The sequence below is a fragment of the Ensifer sp. R1-3 genome (assembly GCF_056739175.1).
Window position 1 is genome coordinate 1,562,780 of the sequence record NZ_CP096516.1, and the last position, 16,734, is coordinate 1,579,513.

General features: G+C 64.7%; 15 protein-coding genes and 1 riboswitch. Of the genes, 8 read left to right on the plus strand and 7 right to left on the minus strand.

What is annotated here, in order from left to right; all coding sequences use genetic code 11:
- Positions 1-42: 42 nt before the first annotated feature.
- The gene (locus M1D43_RS24515; protein WP_014527719.1) at positions 43-1,908 is read left to right on the plus strand and encodes a sensor histidine kinase; all 1,866 of its coding nucleotides are present in this window, start codon (positions 43-45) and stop codon (positions 1,906-1,908) included.
- 3 nt (positions 1,909-1,911) lie between these two features.
- A complete protein-coding gene (gene dctD / locus M1D43_RS24520; RefSeq protein ID WP_014527718.1) occupies positions 1,912-3,294 on the plus strand; it encodes a C4-dicarboxylate transport transcriptional regulatory protein DctD in 1,383 nt (460 codons plus the stop codon).
- A 124-nt stretch (positions 3,295-3,418) separates the two neighbouring features.
- Here the strand turns inward: dctD and M1D43_RS24525 are convergent, their stop codons facing one another.
- Positions 3,419-5,437, minus strand: a complete 2,019-nt coding sequence (locus M1D43_RS24525; RefSeq protein WP_014527717.1) for an aq_1923 C-terminal domain — start codon at positions 5,435-5,437, stop codon at positions 3,419-3,421.
- Between the two features lie 205 nt (positions 5,438-5,642).
- Positions 5,643-5,754, plus strand: a riboswitch (TPP riboswitch).
- A gap of 98 nt (positions 5,755-5,852) precedes the next feature.
- Here M1D43_RS24525 and thiC point away from each other — a divergent pair.
- Genes thiC through M1D43_RS24550 form a run of 5 tightly spaced genes read left to right on the plus strand, consistent with a single transcriptional unit; the run spans position 5,853 to position 10,254 of the window.
- The gene (gene thiC / locus M1D43_RS24530; protein ID WP_014527716.1) at positions 5,853-7,703 is read left to right on the plus strand and encodes a phosphomethylpyrimidine synthase ThiC; all 1,851 of its coding nucleotides are present in this window, start codon (positions 5,853-5,855) and stop codon (positions 7,701-7,703) included.
- 1 nt (position 7,704) lies between these two features.
- Positions 7,705-8,682: a glycine oxidase ThiO gene (gene thiO / locus M1D43_RS24535; protein WP_014527715.1), complete on the plus strand. Its 978-nt coding sequence runs from the start codon at positions 7,705-7,707 to the stop codon at positions 8,680-8,682.
- Positions 8,679-8,876, plus strand: a complete 198-nt coding sequence (gene thiS, locus M1D43_RS24540; protein ID WP_014527714.1) for a sulfur carrier protein ThiS — start codon at positions 8,679-8,681, stop codon at positions 8,874-8,876. Before thiO ends, thiS begins: the two co-directional genes overlap by 4 nt.
- 2 nt (positions 8,877-8,878) lie before the next feature.
- Entirely contained in the window at positions 8,879-9,652 is a 774-nt protein-coding gene (locus M1D43_RS24545; protein WP_014527713.1) for a thiazole synthase, read from the plus strand.
- Positions 9,649-10,254 (plus strand): thiamine phosphate synthase, encoded by a 606-nt coding sequence (locus tag M1D43_RS24550; RefSeq protein ID WP_014527712.1) that lies wholly within the window; start codon positions 9,649-9,651, stop codon positions 10,252-10,254. The genes M1D43_RS24545 and M1D43_RS24550 overlap by 4 nt, the downstream gene beginning before the upstream one ends.
- 126 nt (positions 10,255-10,380) lie before the next feature.
- On the opposite strand, the gene M1D43_RS24555 is transcribed toward M1D43_RS24550, so the two are convergent.
- Positions 10,381-11,586: an MFS transporter gene (locus tag M1D43_RS24555; RefSeq protein ID WP_014527711.1), complete on the minus strand. Its 1,206-nt coding sequence runs from the start codon at positions 11,584-11,586 to the stop codon at positions 10,381-10,383.
- 75 nt (positions 11,587-11,661) lie between these two features.
- On the opposite strand from M1D43_RS24555, the gene M1D43_RS24560 reads away from it, so the two are divergent.
- On the plus strand, positions 11,662-12,648 hold the full coding sequence (locus M1D43_RS24560; RefSeq protein WP_003529403.1) for an AraC family transcriptional regulator: 987 nt from the start codon (positions 11,662-11,664) through the stop codon (positions 12,646-12,648).
- 34 nt (positions 12,649-12,682) lie between these two features.
- Here M1D43_RS24560 and M1D43_RS24565 read toward each other — a convergent pair whose 3' ends face one another.
- The 5 genes from M1D43_RS24565 to M1D43_RS24585 form a co-directional block, all read right to left on the minus strand.
- On the minus strand, positions 12,683-12,991 hold the full coding sequence (locus M1D43_RS24565) for a type II toxin-antitoxin system RelE/ParE family toxin (protein ID WP_010976319.1): 309 nt from the start codon (positions 12,989-12,991) through the stop codon (positions 12,683-12,685).
- Positions 12,988-13,257, minus strand: a complete 270-nt coding sequence (locus tag M1D43_RS24570) for a CopG family ribbon-helix-helix protein (RefSeq protein WP_014527709.1) — start codon at positions 13,255-13,257, stop codon at positions 12,988-12,990. The genes M1D43_RS24565 and M1D43_RS24570 overlap by 4 nt, the downstream gene beginning before the upstream one ends.
- An 85-nt stretch (positions 13,258-13,342) precedes the next feature.
- Complete coding sequence (locus tag M1D43_RS24575; protein WP_014527708.1) at positions 13,343-13,597, minus strand: type II toxin-antitoxin system VapB family antitoxin; 255 nt, start codon at positions 13,595-13,597, stop codon at positions 13,343-13,345.
- Between the two features lie 98 nt (positions 13,598-13,695).
- Positions 13,696-14,781 carry an ABC transporter ATP-binding protein gene (locus M1D43_RS24580; protein WP_014527707.1) on the minus strand — a complete coding sequence of 362 codons (1,086 nt, stop codon included), beginning with the start codon at positions 14,779-14,781 and terminating at the stop codon, positions 13,696-13,698.
- Between the two features lie 12 nt (positions 14,782-14,793).
- A complete protein-coding gene (locus tag M1D43_RS24585; RefSeq protein ID WP_014527706.1) occupies positions 14,794-16,716 on the minus strand; it encodes a glycoside hydrolase family 127 protein in 1,923 nt (640 codons plus the stop codon).
- Positions 16,717-16,734 lie beyond the last annotated feature (18 nt).

Genomic DNA, 16,734 nt, shown 5'->3' on the forward strand with positions numbered 1-16,734 from the left:
TGCGGATTTCCGCACAGAAGCGCTGGCGTGCTGGGCGAAAACATGCACAATGTCCGCATGGTCAAACTTCCTGCAGAAGCGAGCGATCCGCATGCGCTTCGCAGCCGGGCCCGACGGTCCTGGCTCGTTTTCGCGGCAGTCGCGCTGGTCCTTCTGGCAGCCGGCCTTCTTCTTGCGCGAGACTACGGCCGGTCGCAGGCGCTCGCCGGCCTTGCCGGTCAGAGCCGGATCGACGCCAGCCTGAAAGCCTCGCTTCTTCGAGCAGTCGTGGAACGGCAGCGCGCCCTGCCGCTTGTCCTCGCCGACGACGCAGCCATTCGTGGCGCATTGCTTTCGCCGGACAGGCAGTCGCTCGACCGTATCAACCGCAAGCTCGAGGCCCTGGCGACAAGCGCCGAAGCCGCGGTCATCTATCTGATCGACCGGAGCGGCGTCGCCGTCGCGGCCAGCAACTGGCAGGAGCCGACGAGCTTCGTCGGCAACGACTATGCCTTCCGCGATTATTTCCGGCTCGCCGTCCGCGACGGCATGGCCGAACATTTCGCCATGGGCACGGTCAGCAATCGGCCCGGGCTTTATATTTCCCGGCGAGTCGACGGGCCCGGCGGACCGCTGGGGGTGATCGTCGCCAAGCTCGAATTCGACGGGGTCGAGGCGGATTGGCAGGCCTCCGGCAAGCCGGCCTATGTCACCGACCGGCGCGGCATCGTCCTCATCACCAGCCTGCCCTCCTGGCGCTTCATGACGACGAAGCCGATCGCCGAAGACCGGCTGGCGCCCATTCGCGAAAGCCTGCAGTTCGGCGATGCGCCGCTGCTGCCGCTGCCCTTCCGGAAGATCGAAGCGCGGCCCGATGGCTCCTCCACGCTCGACGCCCTGCTGCCGGGCGACTCCACCGCAGCCTTCCTGCGCGTGGAAACCATGGTGCCGTCGACGAACTGGCGGCTCGAGCAGCTGTCGCCGCTGAAGGCGCCGCTTGCAGCGGGTGCGCGGGAGGCGCAGCTCCTCACCCTTGCCGCGCTCGTACCGCTTCTCGCGCTTGCCGCATTGCTCCTGCGCCGTCGCCAGGTAGTCGCCATGCGCAGCGCCGAGGAGCGGCTGGCCCGCAATGCGCTTGAGGCGAGCGTCGAGGAGCGGACGCGCGACCTGCGCATGGCGCGCGACCGTCTCGAAACCGAGATCGCCGACCACCGGCAGACCACCGAGAAGCTCCAGGCCGTGCAGCAGGACCTCGTCCAGGCGAATCGGCTGGCGATCCTCGGCCAGGTCGCCGCCGGGGTTGCCCATGAGATCAACCAGCCGGTCGCCACCATCCGCGCCTATGCGGATAATGCCCGCACGTTTCTCCACCGCGGCCAGACCGTCACCGCCGCCGAGAACATGGAAAGCATAGCCGAGCTTACCGAGCGCGTCGGCGCCATCACCGACGAACTGCGCCGCTTCGCCCGCAAGGGCCATTTCGCAGCCGGGCCGACCGCGATGAAGGAGGTCGTCGAGGGTGCGCTCATGCTGCTCCGCAGCCGGTTTGCCGGGCGGATGGACGCAATCCGCATCGATCTGCCGCCCGATGGTCTCCAGGCGCTCGGCAACCGCATCCGGCTGGAGCAGGTCTTGATCAACCTCCTGCAGAATGCGCTGGAAGCGATCGGCGACAGCGAGAACGGCGCGATCCAGGTGCGCTGCAAGGCGGCGCCCGGCGGCATCGCGCTGACCGTCGCCGACAACGGCCCGGGGATTGCGGCCGATGTCCGCGAAGAGCTGTTCACGCCGTTCAACACCTCGAAGGAAGACGGGCTGGGCCTCGGTCTCGCGATCTCCAAGGAGATCGTCTCCGACTATGGCGGGACGATCGAGGTCGAGAGCGGCCCCTCCGGAACGACATTTACCGTGAACCTCAAGAAGGCCTGAGCGATGAGCGCCGCCCCATCCGTGTTCCTGATCGATGACGACCGCGATCTGCGCAAGGCAATGCAGCAGACGCTCGAGCTTGCGGGCTTCACCGTCTCGTCCTTCGCCAGCGCGACGGAGGCGCTCGCCGAACTTTCCGCCGACTTCGCGGGCATCGTCATCAGCGATATCCGCATGCCGGGCATGGACGGCCTTGCCCTTTTCGGCAAAGTTCTGGCGCTCGACCCTGACCTGCCAATGATCCTCGTCACGGGGCACGGCGACATACCGATGGCGGTGCAGGCGATCCAGGACGGCGCCTATGACTTCATCGCCAAGCCGTTTGCCGCCGATCGTCTTGTCCAGAGCGCCCGGCGCGCAGAGGAGAAGCGGCGGCTCGTCATGGAGAACCGGTCGCTGCGCCGCGCGGCCGAGGCCGCATCCGAAGGCCTGCCGCTGATCGGCCAGACGCCGGCCATGGAGCGGCTTCGCCAGACCTTGAAACACATCGCCGACACCGATGTCGACGTGCTGGTCGCCGGCGAGACGGGCAGCGGCAAGGAGGTCGTCGCCACGCTGCTGCACCAATGGAGCCGCCGCAGGACCGGCAACTTCGTGGCGCTGAATTGCGGCGCTCTGCCGGAAACGGTGATCGAAAGCGAGCTCTTCGGCCACGAGCCCGGCGCCTTCACCGGCGCCGTCAAGAAGCGGATCGGCCGGATCGAGCATGCGAGCGGCGGCACGCTCTTCCTCGACGAGATCGAGGCCATGCCGCCGGCAACGCAGGTGAAGATGCTGCGCGTGCTCGAAGCCCGCGAGATCACGCCGCTCGGCACCAACCTGACCCGCCCGGTCGACATCCGCGTCGTCGCCGCCGCCAAGGTCGATCTCGGCGACCCGGCCGCACGCGGCGATTTCCGCGAGGATCTCTATTACCGGCTGAACGTCGTGACGCTCTCGATCCCGCCCCTGCGCGAACGGCGCGACGACATCCCCCTCCTCTTCTCCCATTTCCTGGCCCGCGCCTCGGAACGCTTCGGCCGCGAAGTGCCCGCGATCTCGGCTGCCATGCGCGCGTACCTGGCGACGCATTCCTGGCCCGGCAATGTGCGCGAGCTTTCGCACTTCGCCGAACGGGTGGCGCTGGGGGTGGAGGGAAACCTGGGAGTTCCGGCCGCAGCGCCCGCCTCAAGCGGAGCGACCCTGCCGGAAAGATTGGAACGCTACGAGGCCGATATCCTCAAGCAGGCGCTCACGGCGCATTGCGGCGACGTCAAAGAGACCCTGCAAGCCCTCGGCATCCCCCGCAAGACTTTTTACGACAAGCTGCAGCGCCATGGGATCAACCGGGCAGATTATGTCGAACGGGCGGGCCCGGGGCGTCCCAATGCCATATCGAAAACTTGAGCCTGCGGCAGCGACAAAGTCGGTGACGGTGCGGCAGGTTTAAGCCCCTCCCACCTGTGGGGAGGGGCGATCACTTGCCCGGCGCTGCAAGTCGTCTGCGCCCGGCATGAGGTGAGAAGGCCGCCTATTCCGCCGTCGCCTCGAAGTCGACCCTGTCGAGAAGCAAGAGCGGATTTTGCGAAGCAACCGCGAATTCGAGCGCACCGATTCCGTTTGCGGATTTGGATTTGACCGTCAACGTGAACATCCCCGGTTTGGCAATGAACTGCGAAGCTGCGTCCAGCACGTCCTGCAACCGAGGCTCCTGCGCGGCAAACTGCTGCAACGCCACCGAAGCCGTCATCGTGAGCATGCCGCGCGCCTGATCCTCCGTCATGTCGTTTTGCTCGGCATAGGCCTTTATGGCCTTGGCGGCGAGACCTTTGTCCTCGATCTTCAGCTTTGCTTCACGGGCGGTGAGGCCGAACAGCGCTGCCCGCATCTTCGCCTCGTCGCCGGAAAAGAAGTCGCCGCTCACGCCCCCCAGCAGGCCGGAGAGGGAAAAGCCGCCAATATCTTTTCCACGTGCGGAGATATCCTTGATGACCAGAGTCTGGTTCGGCTCGTCCCAGGCGGCTTCGATGTTGGACGACAGGACCACCTCATTGAAACCGAGGTTGCGAAGCTGCGCGAACGGCTCGTCGTGCATATGCTCCGGGATCGGCAGGGTCAGATCCTGATATCTGATGCGGATGTCGGTCGGAATGCCGTTGCGTGGCTTCGTGAGCGCCAACTCGTAATCCTTGAGCGAGAAGCGAACGCGCCTCGGCACCGAATCCTGTGTGTCGCTCTCGGCGTCTTCGGTTTCTGTATCGGGCAGATCGGCATCCAGACCCGCCAGCCGGACCGTACCGAATTCCGGCAACAGTGTCGTGAAGGCAAATCTCTCGCGCTGCTGCTCGTCGAGCGCGACCATCCTCTGCAGACCCTCCAAGGTCGAATTCCAGGAAAATCCCGAAATGCTCGCTTCGGAGACCTTGACGTAGTCCGCGCCCTCTCCCATCGAGAGGCCATTCAGCGTGCCGTCAAGCTTCCGTCCATCGACCTCGAGGGCGAGGCGATCTATCGAAACCTTGATCCTCTCGCCTTCGTCACCGTCCTTCATCGGCGCGTCGATCGTAAGGCCGAGCATTTCTATGTCGGCCTTCTTCGTCATGTCGATAATCGAGAAGACCCGATTGAAATAGGCTTGGCGTTCCGCCGGCGGCAATTGATCCGGCGCCGAGACCGATTTCAGCTTTTTGAGCGTCTCGACCAGCGGCTCGGCCGGCATTCGCATGCTGAAGCCGCTGCTGCGAACCTCGTCATAGCCGAAGCTCGCCTCGCCATCCGAGAAGGCGATGTCCTTTACCGAAATCGGCCCATAGACAGGCTTTGCCTCGTTGTCGTCCGAGCCGGCTTTTTCGGTATAGAGCCGCGCCAGATAGGCGGCATCGATATCCTGCGCCGTCACGGCTCCGATGGAACCCGCCACCCTATTCTTCCTGCCGCCCTCTCCCCCCGAACGGTCCACGCCGACTTCGAAGCTGCCGCCGCTCGCCGAATAGCGGGCGATACGCCCATCGGCGATGCCTTCCGAGACCACGTTCCTGTAGATCAGCTTCTGCTCGGTCCCGGCAACGATCTGTGCGAAGACGATCTCCGGGGCGGAGATACGCCTTGCCGTGAAAAGTTCTACTCGCTTGGAGATCGAGAGTTCGCTCTTCCCGCCGAACATCTGCTCCAAGGTGCCGCGATCAAAATCTGCTTCTTCGACGACCGCGCGCGGGACAGAGACCGTGCCGAAAGCAGTCTTGAGTTCAAGGCCGCTTACTTCGAGCATGCCCTGGAGGAAAAAGATACTGGGCCGGCCGTCAACCGCGGCGATACGAACGTCCGACCCGTCCTTCAGCGGCAGGGCCACGTCGCGCAGATGAATTCGCCCAAGGAAATCCGCTTCGACGCTGCCCGCCTTGCCGCCGCGCTCGGCGATCATCCTGCTCACGCGTTTTTCTACGATGGTCTTGTAGCAGGCCATGCCGGCGGCGGTGATTGCTATCACCGCAACTGCGGCCCAAAGCGCCTTGCGTCTCTTTTTTCCCGTTGCTGCCTCAGCTTGCCCCACGACAATCGTCCTTCCGCTACCTGCTTCACCGCGCCCCATTCGTGACGGGTGATTAGATGCAAGGAGCTGCATTTGCAAGCATGGCGGGAGGACAATCCAGAGCAGATAACTGACGCGCCCGACATCCTCGCCCGGGACCGGACCACGCCGGAGGCGGCCATTCAAAAACCATCTTGACGCCGTGCCGATAACCGTTCCTAATTGCGCCATTCACCAGGGGGGTCCCGGCAAGGGGCTGAGATACTGCTAGAGCGCGCAGTGACCCGTTGAACCTGATCCAGTTCATACTGGCGTAGGGACGGTGCAGACGTGCGACAGCCAGGATTCCGTGTACCCGCGATCCGTCGGCCAAACGTCTTTTCATCCTTCCGGCTTCAGAACTGGGTCTCCAACGCGAAAACTTTGGAGCCTCAAGATGAATCTAGTCAAACCTCTCGCCGCGGCGCCCTCGGTCACCCAGGGACCGCTTCCCGCATCCCGCAAGGTCTACAAGCCGGGCGATATCCATCCCGACATCCGCGTGCCGATGCGCGAGATCGCGCTCCATCCGACCTCCGGCGAGCCGCCGGTCACCGTTTACGACTCCTCCGGTCCCTACACGATCGAAAACGCCGATATCCGCATCGACGCGGGCCTGCCGCGGCTTCGCAGCGACTGGGTTCTCAAGCGCGGCGATGTCGAAAGCTACGACGGCCGTGCGGTGAAGGCCGAGGATAACGGCTTTGCGACCGGCGAACGGCTGACGCCGGAATTCCCGGTTCGCAATCGGCCGCTCAGGGCCAAGCCCGGAAAAGCGGTGACCCAGCTCGCCTATGCCCGCGCCGGCATCGTCACGCCGGAGATGGAGTTCATCGCCATTCGCGAAAATCTCGGCCGGAAGGCCGCGAAGGAGGCGCTCGCCCGAGACGGCGAAAGCTTCGGCGCCTCGGTACCCGATTTCGTCACACCTGAATTCGTCCGCCAGGAGGTGGCCGCCGGCCGGGCGATCATTCCGGCCAACATCAACCATCCGGAAGCCGAGCCGATGATCATCGGGCGCAACTTTCTGGTGAAGATCAACGCGAATATCGGCAATTCCGCCGTCACCTCCTCGATGGCCGAAGAGGTGGAGAAGATGGTCTGGGCGACGCGCTGGGGCGCCGATACGGTCATGGACCTTTCCACCGGCCGCAACATTCACAACATCCGCGAATGGATCATCCGCAATTCGCCGGTACCGATCGGCACGGTACCGCTCTACCAGGCGCTGGAAAAGGTAAACGGCATCGCCGAAGACCTTTCCTGGGAGGTCTTCCGCGACACGCTGATCGAGCAGGCGGAACAGGGCGTCGACTATTTCACCATCCATGCCGGCGTCAGGCTTCACTATATTCCGCTCACCGTGGATCGCGTCACCGGCATCGTCTCGCGCGGCGGGTCGATCATGGCAAAATGGTGCCTGCATCACCATCGCGAAAGCTTCCTCTACGAGCATTTCGAGGAGATCTGCGACATCTGCCGCGCCTATGACGTCTCCTTCTCGCTCGGCGACGGCCTGCGTCCCGGCTCGATCGCCGACGCCAACGACCGGGCCCAGTTCGCCGAGCTCGAAACGCTCGGGGAACTGACGAAGATCGCCTGGGCCAAGGATTGCCAGGTGATGATCGAAGGGCCGGGCCACGTGCCGATGCACAAGATCAAGGAGAACATGGACAAGCAGCTCGCCGTCTGCGGAGAAGCGCCCTTCTATACGCTCGGGCCGCTCACCACCGATATCGCGCCCGGCTACGACCACATCACGTCAGGCATCGGCGCAGCGATGATCGGCTGGTTCGGCACCGCCATGCTCTGCTACGTGACGCCGAAGGAACATCTGGGCCTGCCCGACCGCAACGACGTCAAGACCGGCGTCATCACCTACAAGATCGCCGCCCACGCCGCCGATCTCGCCAAGGGGCACCCGGCCGCCCGAACCCGCGACGACGCGCTGTCGCGCGCCCGCTTCGAGTTCCGCTGGGAGGACCAGTTCAACCTCTCGCTCGACCCCGAGACCGCGCGCAATTTCCACGACGAGACGCTGCCCAAGGAGGCGCACAAGGTCGCGCATTTCTGCTCCATGTGCGGGCCGAAATTCTGTTCGATGCGGATTTCCCACGATATCCGCGACGCTGCCCGGCAAGAGGGGGCGCAGAAGGAGGGGCTCGAGGCGATGGCGGCTAAATATCGCGACGGCGGCGACCTCTACATGCCGCTCGATCAAAGCAATGCCGCGCCCGCTGGAGAATGAGATGCGCGTGCTGATCAGAGGGGCCGGCGTCGCCGGCCTCACCGCCGCCCATGAACTTCTCGCGCGCGGCGTCGAAGTAACGGTCATCGAAAATGCCGCCGGCTTCACCGGGGCCGCTTCCTGGTATGCGGGCGGCATGCTCGCTCCCTGGTGCGAGCGCGAAAGCGCCGAGGAAACCGTCCTGACGCTGGGGATTGGTGCTGCCGACTGGTGGGAAGCCGCCCTCCCAGCCGGTTCCGTCCATCGCAACGGCACGCTCGTCGTGGCGCAACCCCGTGACGGAGCCGAACTCAAGCGCTTCGCCTCGCGCACCTCCGGCTTCCGTTGGCTCGATGCGGAGGAGATCGCAGCGCTGGAGCCGGCTCTCGCGGGCCGTTTCCGGCAGGCGCTGTTCTTTCCGCAGGAGGCGCATCTCGACCCCCGCCGGGCACTCTCGGCGCTCCGGCAAGGGCTGGCGGCACGCGGCGCCGCCTTCGCCGGCGAGGACATGGCCGATCGCGGTTTCGCGCTCACCGTCGATTGCACCGGCGCGTCGAGGATCGGCGGGATCGACGGACTTCGCGGCGTACGCGGCGAGATGGCCTATCTGCAGACGGACGAAGTGACGCTCTCGCGCCCCGTGCGCATGCTGCATCCCCGCATCCCGCTCTATATCGTGCCGCGCGGCGGCGGGCTCTTCATGTGCGGCGCGACGATGATCGAGAGCGACGACGCCGGTCCGATCACCACCCGCTCGCTGATGGAACTGCTGAACGCCGCCTATTCGCTCCATCCGGCTTTCGCCGAAGCGCGCCTGGTCGAAACCGGCACGGGCGTGCGCCCGGCTTTTACCGACAACCTGCCGCGGGCCTGGCGCCGTGAAAACAGGATTACCGTCAACGGCCTTTATCGGCACGGCTTCCTCCTCTCCCCGGCCATGGCCGGGGAGGTGGCAGCACTGGCCCTTGGCGAAGAGAATCTTAGAGGAGATATCCGATGAAGCTGACCATCAACGGCGAGGAACATGAGCTTCAGGCCGGGACGCTCGCCGAACTCCTGCAGCGCCTCGAATTCGAGGGCGACTGGCTGGCGACCGCCGTCAACGGAGAACTCGTCCGGAAGGCCGACCGCGCCGGTCACCGGCTTGAGGACAGCGACCGTATCGAAATCCTGTCGCCGATGCAGGGAGGCTGACAATGCCGCTATTCTATGAAACCGAGATCCGATCGCGGCTCCTGCTCGGAACCGCCCGCTATCCCTCGCCGGCCGTGCTCGCCGAAGCGGTGCGGCGATCGGGCACCGATATCGTCACGGTCTCGCTCCGCCGCGAGACGGCCGGCGGGCGCCAGGGCGGCGCCTTTGTCGAGCTGATCCGCGAACTTGGCGTGCGCGTGCTGCCCAACACGGCCGGCTGCCATTCCGTCTCGGAGGCCGTGCTGACCGCCAGGATGGCGCGCGAGGTGTTCGGCACCGACTGGATCAAGCTGGAAGTGATCGGCCACCAGGACACATTGCAGCCGGACGTCTTCGGCCTGGTCGAGGGGGCCCGCATCCTCACCGGGGAAGGTTTCCAGGTCTTCCCCTACACGACGGACGACCTCGTCGTCGCCGAAAGGCTGCTGGAGGCGGGCTGCCAAGTGCTGATGCCCTGGTGCGCGCCGATCGGCAGCGCCATGGGACCGCAGAATGTGCAGGGCTTGCGCGCCATGCGCGCGGAATTTCCCGACGTGCCGCTGATCGTCGACGCCGGCATAGGCCGCCCTTCCCACGCGGCGACCGTCATGGAGCTCGGCTACGACGCGGTACTGCTCAACACGGCCGTTGCCGGCGCCGCCGATCCTGCCGCCATGGCCGAAGCCTTCGCCAGGGCGATCGATGCCGGCCACGCGGCCCACGGCGCCGGCATGCTGGAGCCGCGCGACATGGCCGTCCCATCCACCCCCGTCATCGGAAAGGCAGTTTTCTCGTGAAGCTCGATCCCTTCTATCTCATCGTCGACAGCGCCCAATGGATCGAACGGCTGGTGCCGCTCGGCGTCAAACTCGTGCAGCTCCGCATCAAGGACCGGAGCAAGGAAGACATCCGCCACCAGATACGGGTCGCCAGGGCAGTCTGCTCCGCCCATGAATGCCAGCTGATCGTCAACGACTACTGGCAGCTGACGATAGAGGAAGCCTGCGATTTCATCCATCTCGGTCAGGAGGATCTGGCGGATGCCGATGTTGCGGCTATCCGTGCCGCCGGGCTCAAGCTCGGCGTCAGCACCCATGACGAGGCGGAACTGGCGAAGGCGCTCGCAGCCGAACCGGACTACGTTGCGCTCGGGCCGATCTATCCGACGATCCTCAAGAAGATGAAATGGGCGCCGCAGGGCCTGGAGCGGCTTTCATGGTGGCGCGAGCGCGTTCACCCTCTCCCGCTCGTCGCCATCGGCGGCCTCAATACGGAGCGGATCGAAGGCGTCTTCGCGCATGGCGCCGACAGCGCCGCCGTAGTGACCGACATCACGCTGAATGCCGATCCGGAAGGAAGGACAAGGGAGTGGATACGGAAGACGGAGGCGTGGAGATAAAGCGCCGTGGCTGTCCCTCCCCTCGGGGTTAACCCAGGAGAGGGAGGTCGCCGCTTGTTTTTTCGCTCCGGTTGCGGGGAAGTGCCCGCAGGCGGATGAGGGCTTCCGTCTGATACGCGCGGCCCGTTAAAAGGCTATGCTGCGCCGCGAGGCCATGACATAGAGCCCGCTCGCGAGGGTCGCGACAGCGCAATAGGTGATGGCGCCGAGCGGGCCGAAGCTGTCCACGAAGAGCCCGCCGAGGACAGCGCCGCTGGCGATGCCGACCTGGAAGGTCGCGACGATGAGGCCGCCGGTGCTTTCCGCATGGTCGGGGGCGGCTCGCACCATCCAGGTCTGGACGGCGACGGGCAGCGCCCCGAATGCGAAGCCCCAGAGGGTCACCGCCACGGCCGACACGACATCGAACGAACCGAAGGTCACGAGGGCGAACGCCATCGCTGCGATGAGCAGCGTTCCGATGCTCACGGCCGCCGTGATGCTGTGTTCGATGATGAGCCCGCCGGCGAGATTGCCGAAGAAGCCGCCGGTGCCGTAAGCCAGCAGGATCAGCGAGATCGCCTCGATGCCGAATTCCGGGACGTTTTCGAGGAACGGGCGCACATAGGTGAAGCCGGCGAAGTGGCCCGAGACGAAAAGCAGGACGGTGATGATCCCGATGCGGATGCTCGGCATGCGCATCAGATCGAAGAGGAGCTTCAGGCTCGGCGCCGATTGCGGCGGCAGCCGCGGTATGGTCGCCATCTGCACGATCAGCGTTACCGCACCGACCGCCGCAGCCATCAGGAATGCGGCGCGCCAGCCCCAGAGATCGCCGATATAGGCGCCTATGGGCGCCGCGCAGACCGTCGCCACCGAGACGCCGGTGAAGACGATCGACATGGCACGCGGCACGAGCGACATCGGCACGAGACGCAAGGCGATTGCCGCCATCATCGACCAGAAGCCGCCGAGCCCGATGCCGAGGACGACGCGTGCGGCAAGGAGCATGGCGAGATTGGTGGCGAAAGCCGCAAGCAGGCTGGAGGCGATCAGCGCCAGGGTGAAGCCCCAAAGCACGAGCCGGCGGTCGAACCGGCGCGTGGCGATGGCGATCGTCAGCCCGGCAACCGCGCCGACGACGGCGGTCGCCGTCACCGCCTGGCCGGCCGTGCCCGTGCTGATACCGAGATCGGCGGCCATCGGCGTCAGAATGCTGACGGGGAGGAATTCTGCGGTGACGAGGCCGAACACGCCGAGCGCGAGGGAGCCGACCCCGGCCCATGCCGGATCGATTCGCTCCTCGCTTTCCGGTATGAACGTGGCGTCCAGAGTGGTCCCTGTATCTGTCATAAGAGCGGTCTCCTTGAGAGGGTCCGGCTTAGATAAGGCGTGACGCCCTGGACATTCCATGCTAGAAATTCCGCAATGCTTGATCATTCGTCCAAAACATCGTCTTCCGCTTCGGAGGATTTTCTCAGCGAACTCCTGCGCGGACTGCGCCTCGACGGCGTCGACTACGTCCGTTGCGAATTGACCGCCCCCTGGGGAATTTCATTTCCGGCGCAGGAGGCGGCGCGCTTCCACTTCATCTGCGGAGACTGCTGGCTACGGGTGGCCGACGGAGACTGGATCGAACTGAAGCGCGGCGATGCCGTGCTTCTGCCGCGTGGCGGCGCGCATGCGCTGGCGAGCGCGCCCGGCGAGAAGCTGTCGCCGCTCGAAGCCTATTCGGTCGAGGAGGTATGCCATTGCGTCTACGACGTCTGCGGCGGCGGGCGCGGCAAAACCACCATCCTTTTCTGCGGCAGTCTGCGGTTCAACATGGATGCCATGCATCCGTTGCTGCGCATGATGCCCGACGTAATGCGCATCGACGCCCTGACGGCCAGCGAGCCGGCGATCCCGCATATGCTCGACGCCATGGCGCGGGAAGTCGGCGCCAGCCGCGTCGGCTCCGGCGGCGTGCTGGCGCGGCTCGCCGACGTGCTCGCGGCGCTCATCATCCGCTCCTGGGTGGAGCACGGATGCGGCAATACGAACGGCTGGGTGGCGGCGGTCCGCCACCCCGGGCTCGGCCGCGTGATCGCGGCCATGCACCTCGACCCGGAAAAGACCTGGACCGTGGATTCCCTCGCCAAGCTCATGGGCGCCTCGCGCTCCGGCTTCGCGCAGCAGTTCGCCGCCGTGGTCGGCGAGACGCCGGCCCGCTATCTCACGCAAGTGCGCATGCACCAGGCACGGCAATGGCTGACCCGCGACCGCATGCGCATCTCCGTGGTTGCACGCCGCCTCGGCTATGACTCGGAGGCCTCGTTCAGCCGCGCCTTCAAGCGTGTGATCGGCCTGCCGCCAAGCCACTATCGCGGCTCCGAACCGCCGGAGGCGCCGACATTCGCCGTCGGCGAGGGGTGAGGGAGAGGCAAAGAAGACCTATCCTGGAAGTGCTTTACGGCGGCCACTCCTCGGCTGTCCATTCCCGCACGGTGTGGATGACGCGCAGGATCATGACGCTTTGGCGGCCGCCGTGATTCATCAGTGCATATGCGATTACATAGGGCAAGCGGGTGATGGACTTCTCGTACGTGCCGATCACCCGCCCCGGCCTCCCGGTCGCCATCTCGCCAAGTGCTGCAGCCGTGTCGCGAACCCGTCCCGCCACTCTTGCCGCTGAGTCCGGATCTTCCCGTGCAATGAAGAGAACCTGATCCTTGAGGTCGTCCAGAGCTGCACGCGACCACTGAACAGGCCGCCTCAAACTTTGTCGCCCTTACCGGTCTCGGCCTTCCGGATCACGTCGAAAATTTCAGCCATGGCCTCTTCATGCGGAACGAGGCGGCCAGCTTCGGCATCGGCCATACCGCGCTTGATCCCGTCGATGATTTCAAGCTCCCGGTCCACATAGGCAGCTACGGCGTCGCCCGCGAGGAAGGAGCGGCTACGCGAAGTGGCGCTAGCGATCCGATCGAGCTTCTTCTTTAGCTCGGGGCTGACCCGAATGGTCATAGTGGTGCTGACGGGCATAATGTTATCCTGTATTCGGTTGTGTACATGTTAACACATGATGCCGAATCGGTTCAAGGCTATGCCTCTTCGGAGGACGGAGCGCTCACCATTGGACCAAGTCATCCCACATCTCGTCGTAAGCTTCGCGCTGAAGTGGCTTACTTGCCGCCCCACCAATGACGATCCCGTGCTTCTCTCGAAGCCGTCTTGCCGTCTCCAATGGCTTTTCCCGATTGCGACGGCGGTCGATAGCCTCCTTCATGGCGGTGACGATCGCCTCTCTTATGCTGAGACCGGCCATACGGGCGAACGTGCGCGTCAAAGCATCCGCCTGGGGGTCGTTGATATTGATCGCCATCGCAGCAGCCCATTCAGATCGCATTCGCTGATAATGCGGGCACTATCCCGTGCAAGCAAGCTCGCGAGGCGACGGCATGAGAACGCGGCCTGATCCCTCTACCGCAAACGCCGCCCGTCTTCGGCGAAGAACCGCCTTCGGTCATCGGGCACGGCGAAAGAAAGTTTTTCCCCCGCCTGCCAGTTCGGGCCCTCGCGCTGTTCGACGACGAGGCTCTGGCCGTCTTCGAGCTGGCAATAGAGGTAGCGCGTTCCGCCGAGATATTCCGAGAACTCGACCTGGGCAGCGATCCGTTCCGGCCCCGGCTCCGCCACCGCGATATGTTCGGGCCGTATGCCGAGAAGCAGGCGCTCGCCGTGCTTCAGACTGCCGCCGTCGATCGCTGCCTCGAGTGTGGTCTCGCCGACCCGGATCGTCCCGTCCCCCTGCCATTCCGCATCGAGGAAATTCATCCGCGGCGAACCGATGAAGCCTGCCACGAACATGTTGGCCGGGTCCTCGTAAACGTCGCGGGGGCTGCCGGCCTGCTCGATCCGGCCGTCCCGAAGCACGACGATCTGATCGGCCAGCGTCATCGCTTCCGTCTGATCGTGGGTGACATAGACCATCGTGTTGCCGAGCTCGCGGTGCAGGCGGGCAATCTCGATGCGCATCGAGACGCGCAGTTCCGCATCGAGGTTGGAAAGCGGCTCGTCGAACAGGAAGACGTCGGGCTTGCGCACGATCGCCCGGCCGATCGCCACGCGCTGGCGCTGGCCTCCGGAAAGCTGGCCGGGCCTTCGCTCGAGCAGATGGTCGATCTTGAGGATGGCCGAGACCTGCGCGACGCGGCGCGCGATTTCGGCCGGGTCGGTTCGGGCCATCTTGAGCCCGAAACCGAGATTTTCGCTGACGCTCATATGCGGGTAGAGCGCGTAGGACTGGAAGACCATGGCGATGCCGCGCTCGGAGGGGTCGAGGTCTGTCACGTCCCTGCCCTTGATGGCGATCTCCCCCTCGGTCACCTCTTCGAGCCCCGCGATCATGCGCAGCAGGGTCGATTTCCCGCAGCCTGACGGGCCGACGAAAACGACGAAATCGCCTTCCTCGATCGTCAGGTCGATGCCATGGATAACCTCCAGGCCGCCATAACTCTTGCGTATGTCGCTGAGCACGACACTCTTGTTGCTGATGCCGTTCGCCATCCTGGAGATCGCCTACTTGTCCGCCTGGACCCAGACGAGCATCTCGCCCGGCGCCCGGTTGTCCCAGAGATGATAGGGCACGAAGCGTGCTTTGTGCGGGCGGCGCTCAGGCCTCGTCTGGCGGTAAAGCGCCTTGCCCCAGTCTTCCGTTTCCTCGCGCTCGACGGAAATGTCGATGGCGACCGCACCGTTCAGATCGTCGAGCACGACGGTCTCGGCAGGCGGCAGTTCGCGGGGAAGCGCGATTGCGTTCAGGTCCTCGCCATTGTCCGTGGCCTCGACGCAGTAGACGAGCGGACCGCGCATCAGCGCCACGCGGCCGACGTCCTGCCGCACCTTCGGATTGGCATATTGCGGCCGAAGCGCCAGCGGCAGGTAAAGCGCCACGCGGTCGCCGTCCGACCATTCGCGTTCGATGCGGGCATAGCCGCCGGTCAGATGCGCCGAGAGATCGAGCATCGTACCGTTGACGCTGAGCGTCGCGCCCGCCGCCCATTCCGGTATGCGCAAGGACAGCGCGAATTTCGCCGGCCTGTCGAGCTTCGTCGTGAAGGCGATCGCCCCCTCCCAGGGATAGTTGGTCTCTTGCCTGAGCTCGACCTCGGCGCCGCTCGCGAGTTTCAGCCGCGCCGTGCTTTCGCCGTAGAGATGGACGGCGATCTCGTCCTCGGCGACCGCATACATATAGGAACCGATCGAGGTCACGAGCCGCGCGATATTGGGCGGGCAGCAGGGGCAATGATGCCACTTCCATCGGTGGTGCCTGCCGGTGCTTTCGAGCGGATTGTCGTAGAAGAAAGTCCTGCCGTCGATGGAAAGGCCCGGCAAGGCGCCGTTATAGAGCGCCTGTTCCATGATGTCGGCATAGCGGCGGTCCGGGCCGCGGCCCAGCATGCGGCTCGCCCAGAAGACAAGGCCGACGGAAGCGCAGGTCTCGGCATAGGCCGTGTCGTTGGGCAGGTCGTAATAACTGGTGAAACCCTCGTTCGACGCAGCCGGGCCGATGCCGCCGGTGATGTACATCTGCTTCGTGGTGAGGTCGTCCCACAACGTTTCCAAGGCTGCCGTCAGGCTGTCGTCCCTGTATTCGGTCGCGATATCGGCCATGCCGGAATAGAGGTACATCGCGCGCACGGCGTGGCCGACGACCTTCGTCTGTTCGCGCACCGGCTGGTGCGCCTGGCCGTACTCATAGGTCCTCTGGATGAAGCTTTCCGGATCGCGGCCATCGCGTCTGGCTTCCTCGGTGAAGAAATGCGGCTCGGTGCCGCGCTCGTCGATGAAGAACTTCGAAAGGTCGAGATACTTCTTCTCGCCCGTCACGCGCGCAAGCTTGACGAGCGCGAGCTCGATCTCCTCATGGCCGCAATAACCAGGGATCTGCCCTTCGCCGCGCCCGAAGACCGTGATCATATAGTCCGTAAAGCGGCACATGATGTCGAGAAGCTTGCGCTTGCCGGTCGCCTGGTAATAGGCGACGGCAGCCTCGATCAGATGGCCGGCGCAATAGAGCTCGTGGTGGTCGCGCAGATTGGTCCAGCGCCTGTCGGGCTGGACGCGCTGGAACCAGGCATTGAGATATCCGTCCTGGTCCTGCAGCTTCTCGTACATGTCGATGATCCGGTCGGCGCGCGCCTCGAGTTCCGGATTGGGGCGGCGGTAGAGCGAATAGGCGATCGTCTCGATCGACTTGCCGAGGTCTGAGTCCCAGAACATCTGCGTGGTACCGCCCCAGGGTTGGATGGGGATGACGATGCCGGGGCTCGGCTGACTGACGTCGATCGCCTTGATCATGCCCGCCTCGACGCAGCGGTCGAGCAGGGTTTCGGCGGTGGATCGGCAGACGGCATCCTGCCATTTGCCCCAGAATCCGCCGAGTTCGACATCGGGAACGGCAACGGGGCGAAACTGGCGGTCTTTCACGGTCTTTGTCATGAGGTCACTTTCTCTCGG